A 16,556-nucleotide genomic window follows, 5' to 3' on the forward strand; every position below is an offset into this window, starting at 1 on the left:
GGTGCCCTTCCAGCGCAACTTGGATTTTGGTGAAGCAGCACGGTCTTCTCCCTTTGGGAGAGGCTACGCCAACGCAGAGCGTCTCGTAGAGAAAGGGGTTTCCCCCATGAGTGACTGCACCAAGCCGAAGGGATTGAAGGAAAAATCTAAAATCTAAAATCCAAAATTGATTAAATGAACCCAATACGGTCGAGAGGCCAAAAGCGAAACGTTGCCCGACCGATAATATTTTTTCTGGGTAAAAAACCCCAATAGCGAGAGTCATTACTATCGTTGCGGTTATCGCCCATGACAAAAAATTCGTCTTCTGGAACTTTCACTGGTTGATATGGCTGATTTGGGGGTTCAGCGATGTAGTCTTCTACCAAGGGTTGACCGTTGAGGTAGACTTTGCCAGAAGCAACACTAATTACCTCACCAGATTTGCCAATAACTCGCTTGATGAAGGCTTGGTCTTTGGGATATCCTCGACGTTGTAGTTCTGCGGGTGGCTGAAAAACAATAATATCCCCAGTTATGGGAGGGTGAAAATGGTAAGAGATTTTTTCAACTACCAAGCGATCGCCAGTATGTAAGGTGGGCAACATTGAATCAGAAGGTATATAGCGGGGTTCGGCGATAAAAGTCCGGATCAGGAATGCCAAACACAATGCGATCGCAATTAAAATCAGATTTTCTTGCCAACTACGCCATACTTTTAACGACGCACGCTCTTGTTTTGCATCACTTTCGTGAGGAATCATAAAAGTTTCTAGCCAGTTTCAGAAGTGGGACAAATACCTTGATTATTTTGACTCAAAAGGTATACTGATAGGCAAGCTGGTTTCTGTACGAATCCATATAAGTATCAAATAATACAGTTATTGCATCTATCAAAGATAAGCAAAAGTACTGTAAATAAACTATGACCTGTCTAAGGCAATATAAGCTGATAATTAGGATTCCTAAATAGATAATTAAAAATCTTAATTCTAATTGCTGTAATTATAAGGCAAGTTATTAAATGATTTTCAGTTTTGCTTACTCCTACTAAAAAAGCTAGTGGCCGACTGGTAAAGCAATACAGCCAGTCGGTTTTTTCTCTGAGCAGAAAATTGGTCGTTGAGTGGCAAAACAGTTTACCGAATATCTGAGAATATCTGCTTCACTTTACCGAAAAAAGGCAGAGGGCAGTCTTGCTGGAGGCTGAGTTGAAAGAAAATATATTTTTATAGGTATTCTTAAGTGATATTACATAAAATAAACTGCAATTTAAATGTATTTTTAAATACAAAATTTTCGGTTAATCGGTGTTTTTAGTAAAAAATATTACATTTAAATGGAGAATTTAATGGTTTAATAGATAGATGTCATACTATTGCAATTTTAACAACTTGCCTATATATTATATATGCGATTAAATGCCGTAATTACACGGTGACAGTACATATTAAATTGTACTATTAATAAGATATAGATATCTTCAATTATCGAGAAAAACATTAACAGACAGAAAGCTACTAGCAATTTCGGCTCAAGTATCAGCATCAAAAATAGAAGTAAACTGCCAATAAAATTATTTTTGCTGAATGAGTCAAAAGTATCTAGATTAACGAATAAGTGCCCCTTGGCAATGAGAAACTATATTGAATCAATTTTCGTCTGTCTATTTCATAGAAAGTACAAGGCAACATTCTGTCAGTTAAAAATTTAACTTTTTCTTAAAAAGGAAGCAATGACAGCAGGCAGTAGAATATATCTTATTAAGAATAGAACTAATAGTTGATTATACTGTTCTTTGAAAGATACTCCGTCTCTTGTAAGTAGTTTTGTATGTTAATAAAATAATTCACTAAGCTGTAAATTATACAACTTTCCTCTCAGAAAGTCTTGCTATAAAAACTTCAGCCCGTGAAAAGTGGAAATTGTCGGCGCAACAGCTTGGCTCATCTTATTTGCAAAGCTATAAAACTTGAAAGCATAATACTGCCTTAGCGGTGAAGTGAAAGACAGTAACTAATTCAGAATTCCTATTAAGAGGATTTTGGGGTGTGGTTAATTATCTGATTGCGCTCCTTCTTAGAGCTAGCGATAAGAATGTGGAAGTGCAGACCTTGCCTTTTATGAGTGGGTTGACATTAAACAGTACCAAGTATTGTATAAGCGTTCGTCCAAATATAGAGCATCTAGAATTCAGTTAAAGCCATATAGTCTGTCTTCTCGATTGTAAATTTCCGTTAGTCCCAATTCCAATTTTCAGGATTACCAGAAAGCAACTGGTCTCTAAGATATCTAAAAAAATGTGCTATAACGTACCGTCATAATCGTGGTGGATGGTTCGATCTTTGAAGGAGCTATGAGGTGGAAAACAATAAGTCGTTTTTGTGGCCAGAAGGAATATTAATTGCGTTGCTTGCCTTATGTGGTGTTTTTAGCCTTGCTTTCATGATGCTTCTAAGACCAAATACTTCGGAGGCTCAGAGTAGACAAAGTATAAATGTCAAGGATGTAACTGCAAACGTAGGAACTCAGCAGCGCATTGAGAAATTAAAGGCGGCGATGCTTACAAGTTGGCAGCAAGAAGCACAAGTAAAGGGACTAGCCTACGCTATACCGTCACGTTTTCAAGGGGCAATAATTAGCGCTGCAAAACTTACTCAGGGTGAGAAAGTGATTGCTCTCACCTTTGATGATGGTCCTTGGCCTCAGACCACAGAGCAAGTACTAGATATCCTGAAATCAAATAATATCAAAGGGACGTTTTTTGTCGTCGGGCAGAATCTAAAAAATTATCCAGAAATAGGAAAGCAAATTGTCGCTCAAGGTCACGTAATTGCCAACCATACTTGGCATCACTGGTATCACTTCTTTAATCCACAAGCAGCTGCTTTTGAAATTGATCGCACAGAAGACCTAATTTATCAAATTACAGGTGCTAAAGCAAATCTGTTCCGACCGCCTGGGGGTATCCTGCATAATGGATTAGCTGCTTATGCTAAAGGAGAGAAATATGCTGTGGTGATGTGGTCAGCTGACTCTACAGACTACAAGTTGCCAGCTGTACCAAAGTTGATCAATAACGTGATTAAAGATTCAAAACCTGGTGGTATTGTGCTAATGCATGATGGTGGTGGTAACCGTTCCAGAACCGTGCAAGCTTTACCAGAAATTATTAGCCACTTTAGAAAGCAAGGGTATCGCTTTGTTACTATTCCAGAACTTTTAGAAATGGAAGATACAGACCAAAAGTTGCTCGATCACAAAAAGCAATAATTATTAATTATCGGTGATTAGTTAATAGCAATTGGCTAAAAACTCAAATTATGTTTTTTGGTTAAGATGCATTATTTGTGACTGGAGTTTAGACTAGTTACCAATGCAAAACTAAAGAACAAATCAACTTAAAATCTGATGAATAATCTTGGTTATTTAGATGACGGTTTAACTCAGCGATTGAGAGGCAATAAATAAGTATTCCTTTGTGAGGACGAATAATAATAAAGTCAGGTTCTCTATAGCAGTCCTTAATGAATTGTAAAACACCTCTCCCTTGTCTATCCTTTTTCACTTACTCTGTTTTTTAATAGGATTGAGCGATCGCTCCCAGCGACTAAATGCTTGGGAAAAAAGCAGCGTCAGAAATAAATAAACCAAGGCAACAGTGGCGTAAACCTCAAACGAGCGATAGTTTTCTGCTACAATCAGCTGCCCCTTGCGGAACAACTCTTCAAAGCCGATGACAGCAACTAAGCTCGTGTCTTTGAGCAGGCTAATGAACTGATTGCCAAGGGGTGGCAGCATCCGCCGCAGGGCTTGAGGAAAGATTACATAGCGCATCGTTTGCACTGAACTCAAGCCTAGTGATTGCGAGGCTTCTGCTTGCCCCGGCTCAATTGATTGGATACCTGCGCGGACAATTTCCGCGATGTAGGCAGCGCTATTGAGACTTAATGCAATCACCGCTGCCACCAGACGATTTAAGTTGAAGTTGAAATCAAAAGTTTGGGCTAAAGCAGGCAACCCAAAGTAAATCATAAAAATCTGCACCAGCAACGGCGTTCCCCTGAAAAAATCCACATATGCTCCGGCACAAAAACGCAAAGGCAAAGCAGGAGAAAGGCGAACAATCCCAATCAGTGAACCACCGAGTATTCCCAGCAATACTGAAAGTGTAGTGAGTTCAAGAGTCACCAAAGCCCCACCCAGCAGGGCGGGTAGTGACTTGAAAATAATACTTAGTGAGGTAAATAGCTCAGATACGCCTTTTTTGCTAGTCTGGTTTTCAATGGGCGATTTTTCTGGTAATTGTGGCGGCTGAGTACCAAACCACTTTTGGTAAATTTGGGCGTAAGTGCCATTTTTCAGCACTGTTGCCAGGCCTTGATTAATCAGGTCTAGGTTAGGCGATCCTTTGGGTGTAGGAATGCCATAAAATTCTTCTGTAAGCAGACTGCTGACTACTTTGAGTCGGTTGAGGTTGCCACTCTTTATGCCGTATAAGATAACGACTTGATCGTTAAGAACGGCATCGACATTACCGTTGATTAATGCCTGAAGAGTTAAAGGTGAATCATTAAAAGTGCGAATTTCAGATCCAGGAAGATTTTTAGCCTTGAGTGCGCCGGTGGTTCCAATTTGCACACCAATAATCTTGTTTTTAAGGCTGTCGAAATTGGTAATATTTTGATTGTCTATGCGGGTGGCGATCGCTATACCAGATTTGAAGTAAGGACGCGAGAAGGAAATTATCTTCACCCGTTGGGCAGTAATTGCCATAGCCGCAACTGCCGCATCTACAGTTTGCGTCTGCAATCCTGGAATCATACCAGCAAAAGGCATATTTTGGTACTTAACTTGAAAGCCAGCAGATTGCGCGATCGCATTCATCAAGTCAACGTCAAAACCCTGCAACTCACTAGTTGCAGATTGAAACTCGAAAGGCGGAAACGTAGGTTCTACTGCCACCGTAAGTGTTTTACCAGCAGTGGAACCGTTTGTAAAACTACAACCTGAAAGCAGAAATAGACAGATGAAGCAAAGAATTAGCCAACGGATAACAGTCAATCGAGCCATATTTTTTAGATTTTTATCATCTCTCCATTTCATTCAAAGGATAATTGCTCATTCCTTCAGGTGATGAATTTCGAGACAACAAATCGTATACAAAGAAACTAGGTTAAAGAAACCGAGTTTTTGACTAGTTAAGCATAATTCCTGCGATCGCAATCAAATTTTATCAACTATTTTTAACCTGTCACACATAAGGGAGAGGCAATAAATGTCCAACTTGCCCAATATGTTCCAACGAACTTACTTGAATAGTCAGTAGAGGCATCCGGAACAAACCACTCAGGAATCGCTTTTTGCTGTGCAATTTTTTCTTCCAAGCCAATCTGTAGGCACAGATTTTCGTAAACAATGTTTGCCTTCGTAGTTTCCAGCATTTTTTCTACTAACTTTTGTAGCCATTCCGCTCGAACAAACAGATTATGATCTGGATGGTTGCCATAATTAAGTCCGACAATTATCACCACATATCCTTTGTCGCTTATTATCTTGTCCAGACAAAATTGAATAATTTCCTGCTCATCCTTGTGTTGTTGGCTTTCCTTATCAACGGTATGATATATCATCCCGCATAGTACCACTGCATCAAACTTTTTATCTTCTATAGCAAGTTGACGCAGAAATACCCATAAGTCTTCGCACACAAAGGTTCTGTTGGGGTATAGGTTTAAACAGTATTTAATGGCATATTCACTGTGATCTACGCCAACGTAGTTGCATTGAGAAGGTAGATATTTGAGCAAAGCCCCATTTCCACAGCCCAGATCCAATAAAGAGAATGACCTTTCTTTAAAAGCATCCTTTAGAAAATGAACTGGTAGTGTATAGCGGGTAGCATTTTCCGGCTGTTCCAAGTAGGAATAACAGTCTGATTGAAAACGTTCTTCTTCAGACATTTTGTATTCAAGGTAATTATCTTCCATTTTGTAAGAATGTCAAATGAATGGTGTGAAGAGCGGAAACTTGTAAACTACCTTCTCGCTAAGGTTCTAGTGGTGGGTAAATTTCTCGCCTGCTTGACTATTTTACAAGTAATTCTACTTATTTAGCGGTTGGGCACATCGGATTGTTGGCATTTTTGGCGGCATTAACAGCTACCTAACGCACTCAATGCCAACCATAGGCGCATAGTCAAGGAAATTCTACTAAAACTATTGACCGTCCAAAGTTCAGTTGTGAATCAGTTGGTGAATATTCTCCCTTTTTTAGGGAGAATATTTTTTTCTCTCTAGGCTCTTTTTAAAGAGTAAATTCAGGCGACTACTTTGGGCATCCAAAGGGTTTTCGCACAGTACCTGTTTATCCAGCTTCTTTGACGGGAGAATGGCTTAAGGCAGAGGATGAGAATGGTTACAGCTACTAATGAGTAGTTACTAAACTGAACTCAGTTGTTTTTTTTTCAGGATCAGCTTCTAGACTATCAGCTTCAGAAGGTGGAACCAACTGCCAGAATTTCGGTAAGAATTCTTGCCAATTTTGCAGAATTTTCTTCGCCTTTGGTGAACCAGTGCGTTCTGCATGAGTTTGGATTAACTCTTGCAGTTGTTTTGCACCTGCTTCTGTAATCACCCGCTGGATTTTGACAATTTCCGGGTTGACTAACTCACCAAATGAGTCGTCTTCATCCAAGAAGTATGCCAATCCACCAGTCATTCCAGCTGCGACGTTACGTCCTACTTTACCGAGGACGACAATCACACCACCAGTCATATATTCGCAGCAGTGATCCCCAGCGCCTTCAATCACTGCTATGGCTTTGGAGTTTCTTACAGCAAAACGCTCTCCTGCTAAACCGTTGGCAAATAACATGCCACCAGTAGCACCATAGAGGCAAGTATTGCCAACTATCACGTTTTGTGATGCGTTATAGGTAGCATCAGTTGGAGGTTTGATGATGATTTCACCACCATGCATCCCTTTACCTACGTAGTCGTTCGCCTCTCCTTCCAAGCTGAGGATTATACCAGGGAGGTTGAACGCACCAAAGCTTTGCCCAACACTACCTGTAAAGTTGAGATTAATTTGTCCCTCAAAGCCGCTGTCACCATATTGAGAAGCGATCGCTCCCGCTAATCTTGTGCCCACTGTTCTGTCAGTATTGACAATAGGGTAAGTCTTAGTAACGGTGGATTGATCCCTAATGGCAGCTTGAATGTCGGGATCGGCAAGCAAGTTGTCATCCAAAACCACGCCGTTGCTGTGGACTTCTTCATGCACCAACCAATTACGATTTTCTCTGGTATCTGGTAGCTGAAGTAAACAGTTGAGATTGAGTGATTGCGTTTTGCTGAGTTTTGCCTCTTGGCGCAGTTTCAACAAATCTGCACGTCCAATGATTTCTGACAAAGAACGGTAACCTAGTCGTGCTAACAGACTACGCACTTCTTCGGCGATGAAGTAGAAGAAGTTGACAACCTGTTCCGGTATTCCCGTAAACCGCTTGCGGAGTTCTTCTTTTTGAGTAGCAACACCCACAGGGCAGGTGTTCAAGTGGCAAATTCGTGCCATAATACAGCCTTCAGCAATCATGGCGATGGAGCCGAAACCGAATTCTTCACCGCCCATCAATGCACCTATTACCACATCCCAGCCACTTTTCAGACCGCCATCCACGCGTAAAATCACGCGATCGCGCAGGCTATTTTCCATCAAGACGCGATGCACTTCACTTAAACCCAATTCCCACGGGGAACCAGCATGTTTAATCGAACTTAGTGGCGATGCACCTGTACCACCATCATGACCAGAAATCTGGATGATATCAGCGTTTGCCTTGGCTACACCAGCAGCAATCGTGCCAATGCCAACTTCTGCAACTAGCTTCACCGATACCTTTGCTTTCGGATTAATTTGGTGCAAATCAAAAATCAGTTGTGCTAGGTCTTCAATGGAATATATATCATGGTGCGGTGGCGGTGAAATCAGCGTCACACCTGGCTTGGAGCGTCTTAACATTGCAATATATTTGCTCACCTTGGGCCCTGGTAGTTGTCCACCTTCCCCAGGCTTGGCACCTTGGGCGATTTTGATTTCAATTTGTTTGGCGCTGCTTAAATACGCTGGCGTGACACCAAAGCGTCCTGATGCGACTTGCTTAATAGCACTAGAGGCAGTGTCGCCATTCCGCAATCCTTTCAAATGCGGTAGGGTTGGCGAGTGACCATCGTTTACATCATCTAGAACTGTATAGCGCACTGGGTCTTCGCCGCCTTCCCCAGAGTTTGATTTACCGCCAATGCGGTTCATGGCGATCGCTAAAGTTTCATGGGCTTCTCTTGACAAAGCACCTAAAGACATACCACCAGTGCAGAAGCGCTTGACAATTTCAGATACCGACTCCACTTCTTCTATGGGAATCGGTGTGTGGCCTTGGAAGTCTAGCAAGTCCCGCAAGGCTGTTACTGGTCTGCCTTCGAGGTGCTTTTTGTAAACTTCGTAGTGGTCATAGTTTTCGCCATCTAGAGCCTTATGCAGCGCGTCAACCATTTCTGGATTATTCATGTGATACTCGCCGCCACGATGGTACTGCACAAAGCCGAGATTTTCTAACTTCTTGATCGTCATTTCTGGGAAAGCCTTGCTGTGGAAGGAAAGTACTTCATCAGCGAGTTCGCTAACACTCAAACCACCAATGCGGGAAGTCGTACCTTGAAATCCTAGTTCTATTAAATCCCCACCGATGCCAATAGCTTCAAAGATTTGGGCTGCTTGATAGCTGGACAGTAGAGAAATTCCCATTTTGGAGAGAATTTTTAGCAAGCCTAACTCTACCGCTTTGCGATAGTTTCCTAAAGCTTGTTCTACGGTGAGGGTAGGAATTTCCTCCACAGCCGTTAACTTTTGGGTTTTGGGAATGCACCAATCACGCACCGTGTCCAAAGCCATATACGGGCAAACTGCACCAGCACCGTAGCCAATCAGACAAGCGAAGTGATGAGTACTCCAGCATTGGGCAGTATTGACAATCAGGGATGTTTTCATTCGCAACCCTTCACGAATCAGGTGGTGATGCACTGCACCCACTGCTAACAGGGGAGGAATGTAGGTGTATTCTGTGCTGATTCCCGCATTATTAAGAGAGCTTGGGGGGATTTGGTCACTTAATATTAAAATCTTTGCACCTGCCCGGACTGATTCAGCTGCTTGTGCTTGTAAACACTGGACTGCGGTTTTCAATCCTTCGGGACCAGTGGTGATCGCAAATAGGGTTGACAACTCGGCTGTGGCAAATCCTGACAGCTTAATTGCCTCTAATTCAGCATCCGTTAACACTGGCGATTCCAGCTTCAATCTCCGAGCATATTCTGGCTTAGGTTCTAATAAGTTACCCCGTTCACCCAGTTCAACTTTCAAAGACATCACTAGCTTTTCCCGTAGGGGATCGATCGCCGGGTTCGTCACCTGAGCAAAGCGCTGTTTGAAATAGTCATAAAGCAGGTGGGGTTTTGTTGACAGCACCGCTAAAGGAATATCATCCCCCATGCAGAAAGTCGGCTCTGAACCTGTCTCCGCCATTTTATGAATCACCATTTTTACATCTTCTTTGGTGTAGCCAAAGGCAGTTTGAAGTTGAAGCAAGGTTTGTTTGTCAATTTTCTCAGTTGTACTATGCCCTTTACCATTTTCAGCAGCCAGATGTCCATTTCCATTCACATCTGACGACTGACTACTGACAATTTGTTTAAGTTCTTGACGGTGCTGTTGCAGCCATTTTCCATATGGATGCTGTTTGGCGATGCGCTGCTTAATCTCCCAATTCTTCAGCACTTCATGGTTTTCTAAATCTACGGCAATCATTTGCCCTGGCCCAAGTCTACCTTTCTCAACAATATTGGCTTCTGGAAAGTCCACTACACCAGCTTCCGAAGCTACAACAATATAGTCATCTTTGGTGATCAGGTAGCGAGCTGGTCTTAAGCCATTACGATCTAGTGTTGCACCAACTTTTTTGCCATCGCTGAATACTAAAAGTGCTGGCCCATCCCACGCTTCTTGCAGACCACTGTAATATTCGTAGAAATCGACAATTTCTGGAGAGTCACGTAAAGAAGGCTGATTTTGGTAAGCCTCTGGAACCATAATCATTAAAGCTTCCAAGGGGCTGCGTCCAGAACACACCAGCAATTCCAGTACGTTGTCTAGGGTAGCTGAGTCGCTGTTATCAATATGAACTAATGGCTTGAGTTCATCGATGCGATCGCCCCATACAGGATGATTCAGGCTAGCTTCTCGTGCCATCATCCAGTTGATGTTACCCAACAAAGTATTGATTTCGCCATTGTGACCCAAAAGCCGCATTGGTTGAGCTAGGGGCCACTTGGGCATAGTGTTGGTACTAAAGCGGCGATGATAGACAGCAAAGGCGCTTTTGTAAACCGGATTTTGTAAATCTTTATAAAATTCTCCCAATACAGCAGAACGCACCATGCCTTTGTAGACAATTGTGCGATTTGACAAGGAGCAGATATAAAATTCTTCTGAGATGTTGTTTGCTGTTTTGCTAATTCGGCGGCGCGTAATATACAACTGTCGTTCCAATTCATCGCCACTTTTATCAACAGAAGCTAGCAAAACTTGTTCAATCTGGGGTTGATTTTCTCTTGCTTGTACACCGAGTAAATCAGGTTGTACTGGGACTACTCGCCAACCCAGTACAATCAATTTTTCTTCAGCAGCTACTTGTTCAACTGTCGTCCTCGCTTTTTGTGCTGCTTCTTGATCTTGTGGTAGAAAGATCATCCCCACAGCTATATTATTAGTGGATGAAAATTCCTTCCCTATTTGGGCAAAGTCTTGTTGGAACAACTCCCAAGGGATAGCTGTCAATACTCCTGCACCATCACCAGAGTCTCGATCAGCGCTACAACCTCCCCGGTGCTCTAAGCAGGTTAAAGCAGCTAAGGCTTTTTCTACAATTTCATGGCTGGTATGATTTTGACGATGAGCAATAAAACCGACACCACAGGCATCTCGTTCCTCTACTAACCACTTTTGCCCCTGATAGGTATCTCTTGAGATTATATCCGCCGTGATTTTCTGGTCTTGATTTATCGGTTTATTATTCATACCCTGTTCCTGAAGTATTGAGTTACCAATTTTGCCACTAATTATCGGAAAAATTTCTAAATTCAGCGATGGAGAAATATATAAGCACCGAAATTTAGGGAAAAAAAATTTTAACTTCGGTTTTACTTTAGTTAGTTCATCCGTGTTAAAATTATTACTTGTTTTTATGTATTAATGCGGTGTTAGACAAGTTAACTCAGCCAAGACATTATTTTTGCCCTGACAGTTTCTTTTTTATATTGTGAAGCTAAGTATTTTTTCAATCCCCTTTTTCCAGATGCACGCTAGCTACTCATAGAGCCTATTTCGGCTCACCTGAAACAAAATTAAAACTGAACGCTGTCCTATGTTTTAAAGCCAAACTCATCCTGATCCGGCAATAAAATCAGCGTATTACAATATATACCCATTTGACAATTCCCAAATATTTCTGTTGTTGTCTGGAGTTTTGCTGCTTATCAGTTGCCTCATGTCTTATTATTTACTTGATCTTACTTAAAAATCAACACTAGCAACGTTCAGCGAGGATTGAATATCTTAATCCAGTTTTGATAACCAAGACTACCGTGTATAGTGCGATTATAATTAGTGCTAGTTAAAACACTTGATTGCAATGGCTTTGGCGTCTAAATTGTTTTTTGTCTAAAAGAGATAGCTAGCCAATATATAAAATATCATGTTTTTTAAAAAATAAAGTCATGTTTTTTTAGAGTTCCAAATAATTAGTTAGTTTATACCTTGGGTGATAGTTTTCAAAAGTACCTAGTAAATTATGGTAAAAATGCCGAATTGTTGGCAATCAGGGATTACCAAACGCAGATTTTTCCGGGCTACTGTCTCACCGATACTTTTGACAGCACTATGCTTAACTACTACCTGTGCTACCAACGCCCAGGAGTCGCCAAAAAGCACCAAATCAACACCCAGGTTAATCTCACAGTCACCTGCACCCCCTTTAACAGGTGTAGCATCCTCTGGTAATCAAATTTCCCTCAATGGTCGTACTTTACCAGGAAGTTGGTTGCAGCGACCTGGAAAATCTGGTCAGATCACAACTCATCTCAGTGACGGGGCATTTAGGCAATTAATTGGAGTTAATTTCTTAAACAGTAGTAATTCAGGTAGGCAACCAGTACAGTGGTTTTCGTCGGTGACAACGCCACTAGTTTTAGCCACCAAGTTACTAGGAGCATATCGCTATCTGGATATTACTAATTTTGCTCAAACATCTGGATGGCAAATCCAAGCCAATGGCAACATTTTGGTGATTGCTACTCCAAAAGCGCAAGTGACAAATATTGTTCCGAGTCAGCAATCTTTAGACACGAGTGTAAATCCTTTGCAACAAGTTCGCATTCTTGTCGATTTAGATCGTCCAACTCCCTGGCAAGTTACACAAGGGTCAACTGTTAAAAAAATTCAACCTCCATCTTCAGATCCAGACACATTAATCCCCAAATCCACTGCACCGCCAAATCGAGAGTGGACAGTCACCCTGGATGGAATAGCCGATCCCGTTTTGATAGAACGCTATACCCCGCAGCCACCAGCACCAACAGCTGCACCAGCAATATTACTGCCAAACCTGCTCAAACAATTATCACCAGTTACACCAACACAACCAATACCACCAACACCAGCCCCTGAACCACTGATTCAACAAGTGGAGGTGGTGAAAAACCAAACCATTATTTCTCTGAGTATTCCCTTTGGTTTATCGCCTCAAGTTAGTACTGTCGGTAGCCCCAATCGCCTGATTATCGATATTCGACCCGATCCTTTAGAAGAACGAGATATTACTTGGGGGCCAGGATTGCGCTGGCGACAGCATTATGTAAACTTAGGCACAGAACGCTTTCCGGTGGTCTGGTTAGAAGTTAATCCTCGTAAATTTGGGCTAACACTGAAACCCATGTGGGCTAGTCTTGATGGGCTTGCGGGTACTGCTCCCTTAATTCAAACAGCACAACGTTACTTAGCAGTAGCTGGAATTAATGGTGGTTATTTTAACCGCAATAACAGATTGCCATTGGGTGCAATTCGTCGGGATGGTCAGTGGTTATCAGGCCCCATTCTTAACCGGGGTGCGATCGCTTGGAATGATTCTGGCCAATTTTACTTCGGTCGTCTCACCTTAGAAGAAACTTTAATCACGGCAAATGACCAGCGTCTACCAATTCTGTTTCTTAACAGCGGCTACGTCCAGAGTGGCATTGCTCGTTACACCCCAGCTTGGGGATCAACTTACACACCCTTGACGGATAACGAAATCATCCTCGTGGTACAGAAAGACCAAATTACTAATCAGTTACCAGGCGGCAAAGTTGGTGAGACGGCGGTTCCCATTCCTCAAGATGGCTATCTTTTAACCTTACGCGGCAACGCTGCTAGTGCTGCTTCACAGCTATCTATTGGAAGCGCAGTAAGTATTTCCAGCGCCACTGCTCCCAGTGATTTTAGTCGTTATCCCTACATTATCGGAGCTGGACCGCTATTAGTCCAAAATCGTCAAATTGTCCTTGATGCCAAAGGCGAAAAATTCAGCAATGCTTTTATTGCAGAAAAGGCTATTCGTAGCGGTATTTGCACAACGGCAACAGGCACACTGATGATTACTGCCATACATAATCGTGTCGGCGGTTATGGGCCTAATTTGACAGAACATGCCCAATTGATGCAACTCATGGGCTGTGTGGATGCCCTAAATTTGGACGGTGGCAGTTCTACCAGCCTTTACTTAGGAGGGCAACTACTCGATCGCTTACCTAGTACAGCTGCTCGTGTTCATAACGGAATTGGTATTTTCTTGCAACCACGTTAACAATTCCAAATTCACGCATTAAAGACATTTTTAGACAGGAGCAGCGCCTTACGGGGGTCCCAAGAGTTGTGGCGAGTGCGGGGAATTTAAACCCTGACTGTAGCAAGATCCTGCAGGGTAACTGAGCAAAGTCGGAGCCACCGTTTGCCCTTGGCGTCTCCCCTTGGGAGGAGCTCCGAGCTACGTGTAGAGGTAGGGGTCTTAAACCCTTTAATTTCCGATAATCAGGGAATAGGTAGTAGGTGCTAAGGGGACGGTGGCGGCTGAAGGTCTTAACCCTTTAATTTCCGATAATCAGGGAATAGGGAAGTCTCTTAATCACCAATGCCCGATGACGCTAGCCGAGGAAAGGGGAGCCACTCTGTTGCGGGGTTCCAAGAGTTGTACTCCTACGGAGAAGCAAGCTAGCAAGAGCGTCTCCGACAGGAGAAGTAAGTGGCGTGGAAACCCCCTGTAAGAGCGCTGGCTCCCCAATGCCCTATCCTTTTTTTAAAGTTTAGAACAAGCTGCAATTTTGCTTGATGAAGACTTGATGTAGACATCAGAATTTTAGTGGTAATGATTTACACCATCACGTTTGATTTTGCTATGTTTATCAAGGTGCAACAAAATTGCTGATTTTTAACGTTGCAAGATAGCGCCAAATTTTTGATCAATAGTTAAGAGTACCAACGGTTTGTTATGTCTCCAAATGAGGTAACTATGGCTCGATATCAAGAAACTACACAGACTGACACTCTACACCTACCTCCAGGTATCACTTCCAGAGGCGTTGCTGCAACTGAGTTACGTCCTTGGGGTGCTTTTACAGTTTTGGAAGAAGGACGCGGATATAAAATCAAGCGCATTGAGGTTAAGCCCGGACACCGCCTCAGTCTACAAATGCACCACCACCGCAGTGAACATTGGATTGTTGTCTCTGGTACAGCTAGGGTAGTTTGTGGCGAGAAAGAAGTACTACTGAGCAATAATGAGTCAACCTATGTACCCCAATGTACATCTCATCGTTTAGAGAATCCTGGCGTCATCCCCTTGGTGTTGATTGAAGTGCAAAATGGCGAATACTTGGGAGAAGATGATATTATTCGCTACCAAGATGACTATGCCCGTACCAAGGATTAATGCCAAAAAAAAGCTACTAAAGCTTTAATCCCAAAACTGAATACATTTTTGTGCAAACTGTCTTTGGTAATCACCGCACCCCAGAAGTCCCTACCTAGTTAAGGTGGGGATTGAAACATCTTGTGTTATAAATGTAGTAATAGCGATCGCGCTCATGGGTTCGGTGATTTGGCACAGGGAGATAGCAACGGTCAACCCATCTGTAAAATGAAGATGGGGTATTCAATTGCAAAAAATGAGTTCCATGATTCATCTGAGTCAAGCAGCCGCGAGTGAGATTGAGCGCATAAAGTCCAAGCAGCAACCAAATGTATTGTTTCGATTGGCAGTAAGACCAGGTGGTTGTTCCGGGTTCTTTTATGATATGTCCTTCGATAAAGCAATAAAAGTTGGCGACCAGGTTTTCGACTTGGATGAGATTCAAGTAGTTATAGATAAAGCAAGCTTAAATTACCTCAACGGTTTGAGGGTGGATTATTCAGAAGACTTAATGGGTGGTGGTTTTCGCTTCCACAATCCCCAGGCGATCGCTACCTGTAGCTGTGGCAATTCCTTCTCCACAACTAGTTAATAGTCCTTAATTAGTGATCATTTGCCAATAACAAAGGAAAAATGACCAATAATGATTAAGGAAAAATAACGATTGACATAAAACATTAAAAAACGATATAATCAGGATTTGTTAAAACTTAGACCATAAGCAGCTTTACGCGCTGTAACTCATGCCAACAATACAGCAGCTAATACGTACTGAACGCGAACAAGCGCGTCAGAAAACCAAGTCACCTGCTCTGAAACAATGTCCCCAACGTCGGGGAGTTTGTACCAGAGTATACACGACCACACCAAAAAAGCCTAACTCAGCTCTACGCAAAGTAGCAAGAGTAAGACTTACCTCTGGATTTGAAGTCACAGCTTACATTCCAGGCATTGGTCACAACTTACAAGAACACTCAGTTGTGATGATTCGCGGCGGTCGGGTTAAGGATCTACCAGGCGTGAGATACCACATCATCCGTGGCACCTTAGATACAGCCGGAGTTAAAGACCGCAAGCAAGGCCGTTCCAAGTATGGAACCAAGCGTCCCAAAGAAGCCAAAAAATAGGATTAGGCGATTAATCGCATCCAACACGATTAATCGTTTACCTTAGAAGCGCCCAAGGACAAAAAAACGATCAGTATCTGTGTTCTAACAGCAGTCATGAAGGCTGCTAAAGTCCGTTTAAATAAATCAAGCAAACTACACCCTACACTAAGCGAGCAAGTGTAGAAGTTCTGAGGAGAACGCTGTAACCGACAGCAGAATTCTCATCTGGGCATTAAGGTTTACAATCTTGTCGCCTTAAGTATTTAGTTGCAGGTAGCAAGTCAAACAATTTTAGATTTGTGATTTTGGATTGGTCTAACCCACAAAGGGATGAAGCTTATAGACTCTTGATTTTTGATTTGTTCCAACCCTTGTGGTCTGAACATCTACCGAAAATTCTTAATCCCAAATCC

General features: G+C 42.4%; 9 protein-coding genes. 5 read left to right on the top strand and 4 right to left on the bottom strand.

All coding sequences use genetic code 11. From position 1 onward, the window contains the following. Positions 1–170: 170 nt before the first annotated feature. On the bottom strand, positions 171–743 hold the full coding sequence (gene lepB / locus V7K85_RS05055; protein ID WP_334811560.1) for a signal peptidase I: 573 nt from the start codon (positions 741–743) through the stop codon (positions 171–173). A 1,597-nt stretch (positions 744–2,340) separates the two neighbouring features. On the opposite strand from lepB, the gene V7K85_RS05060 reads away from it, so the two are divergent. Further along, positions 2,341–3,252: a polysaccharide deacetylase family protein gene (locus V7K85_RS05060; RefSeq protein WP_334811561.1), complete on the top strand. Its 912-nt coding sequence runs from the start codon at positions 2,341–2,343 to the stop codon at positions 3,250–3,252. A gap of 291 nt (positions 3,253–3,543) precedes the next feature. Here the strand turns inward: V7K85_RS05060 and V7K85_RS05065 are convergent, their stop codons facing one another. From V7K85_RS05065 to gltB, 3 genes are all read right to left on the bottom strand, one after another. After that, entirely contained in the window at positions 3,544–5,052 is a 1,509-nt protein-coding gene (locus V7K85_RS05065) for an ABC transporter permease subunit (protein ID WP_334811562.1), read from the bottom strand. A gap of 173 nt (positions 5,053–5,225) precedes the next feature. After that, a complete protein-coding gene (locus V7K85_RS05070) occupies positions 5,226–5,942 on the bottom strand; it encodes a class I SAM-dependent methyltransferase (RefSeq protein WP_334811563.1) in 717 nt (238 codons plus the stop codon). A 463-nt stretch (positions 5,943–6,405) separates the two neighbouring features. Further along, positions 6,406–11,112, bottom strand: coding sequence for a glutamate synthase large subunit (gltB, locus tag V7K85_RS05075; RefSeq protein ID WP_334811564.1), 4,707 nt, complete (start codon positions 11,110–11,112; stop codon positions 6,406–6,408). Positions 11,113–11,893: 781 nt separating this feature from the next. Between gltB and V7K85_RS05080 the strand changes: the two genes are divergently transcribed. The 4 genes from V7K85_RS05080 (at position 11,894) to rpsL (ending at position 16,161) form a co-directional block, all read left to right on the top strand. After that, a complete protein-coding gene (locus tag V7K85_RS05080; RefSeq protein ID WP_334811565.1) occupies positions 11,894–13,933 on the top strand; it encodes a phosphodiester glycosidase family protein in 2,040 nt (679 codons plus the stop codon). A gap of 702 nt (positions 13,934–14,635) precedes the next feature. Then, positions 14,636–15,055, top strand: a complete 420-nt coding sequence (locus V7K85_RS05085) for a cupin domain-containing protein (protein ID WP_334811566.1) — start codon at positions 14,636–14,638, stop codon at positions 15,053–15,055. Positions 15,056–15,299: 244 nt separating this feature from the next. Next, positions 15,300–15,626 carry a HesB/IscA family protein gene (locus tag V7K85_RS05090; RefSeq protein ID WP_334811595.1) on the top strand — a complete coding sequence of 109 codons (327 nt, stop codon included), beginning with the start codon at positions 15,300–15,302 and terminating at the stop codon, positions 15,624–15,626. Positions 15,627–15,777: 151 nt separating this feature from the next. Next, positions 15,778–16,161, top strand: coding sequence for a 30S ribosomal protein S12 (rpsL, locus tag V7K85_RS05095; protein ID WP_015214573.1), 384 nt, complete (start codon positions 15,778–15,780; stop codon positions 16,159–16,161). Positions 16,162–16,556: the final 395 nt, after the last annotated feature.

The sequence above is a fragment of the Nostoc sp. genome, from assembly GCF_036917615.1.
Lineage (GTDB): Bacteria > Cyanobacteriota > Cyanobacteriia > Cyanobacteriales > Nostocaceae > Nostoc.

What these genes read in the sequence shown, in the direction of transcription:
- lepB (WP_334811560.1), bottom strand. Translation starts at nt 743, where the DNA reads ATGATTCCTCACGAAAGTGATGCAAAACAAGAGCGTGCGTCGTTAAAA.
- V7K85_RS05065 (WP_334811562.1), bottom strand. Translation starts at nt 5,052, where the DNA reads ATGGCTCGATTGACTGTTATCCGTTGGCTAATTCTTTGCTTCATCTGT.
- V7K85_RS05070 (WP_334811563.1), bottom strand. Translation starts at nt 5,942, where the DNA reads ATGTCTGAAGAAGAACGTTTTCAATCAGACTGTTATTCCTACTTGGAA.
- gltB (WP_334811564.1), bottom strand. Translation starts at nt 11,112, where the DNA reads ATGAATAATAAACCGATAAATCAAGACCAGAAAATCACGGCGGATATA.
- V7K85_RS05080 (WP_334811565.1), top strand. Translation starts at nt 11,894, where the DNA reads ATGCCGAATTGTTGGCAATCAGGGATTACCAAACGCAGATTTTTCCGG.
- V7K85_RS05085 (WP_334811566.1), top strand. Translation starts at nt 14,636, where the DNA reads ATGGCTCGATATCAAGAAACTACACAGACTGACACTCTACACCTACCT.
- V7K85_RS05090 (WP_334811595.1), top strand. Translation starts at nt 15,300, where the DNA reads ATGATTCATCTGAGTCAAGCAGCCGCGAGTGAGATTGAGCGCATAAAG.
- rpsL (WP_015214573.1), top strand. Translation starts at nt 15,778, where the DNA reads ATGCCAACAATACAGCAGCTAATACGTACTGAACGCGAACAAGCGCGT.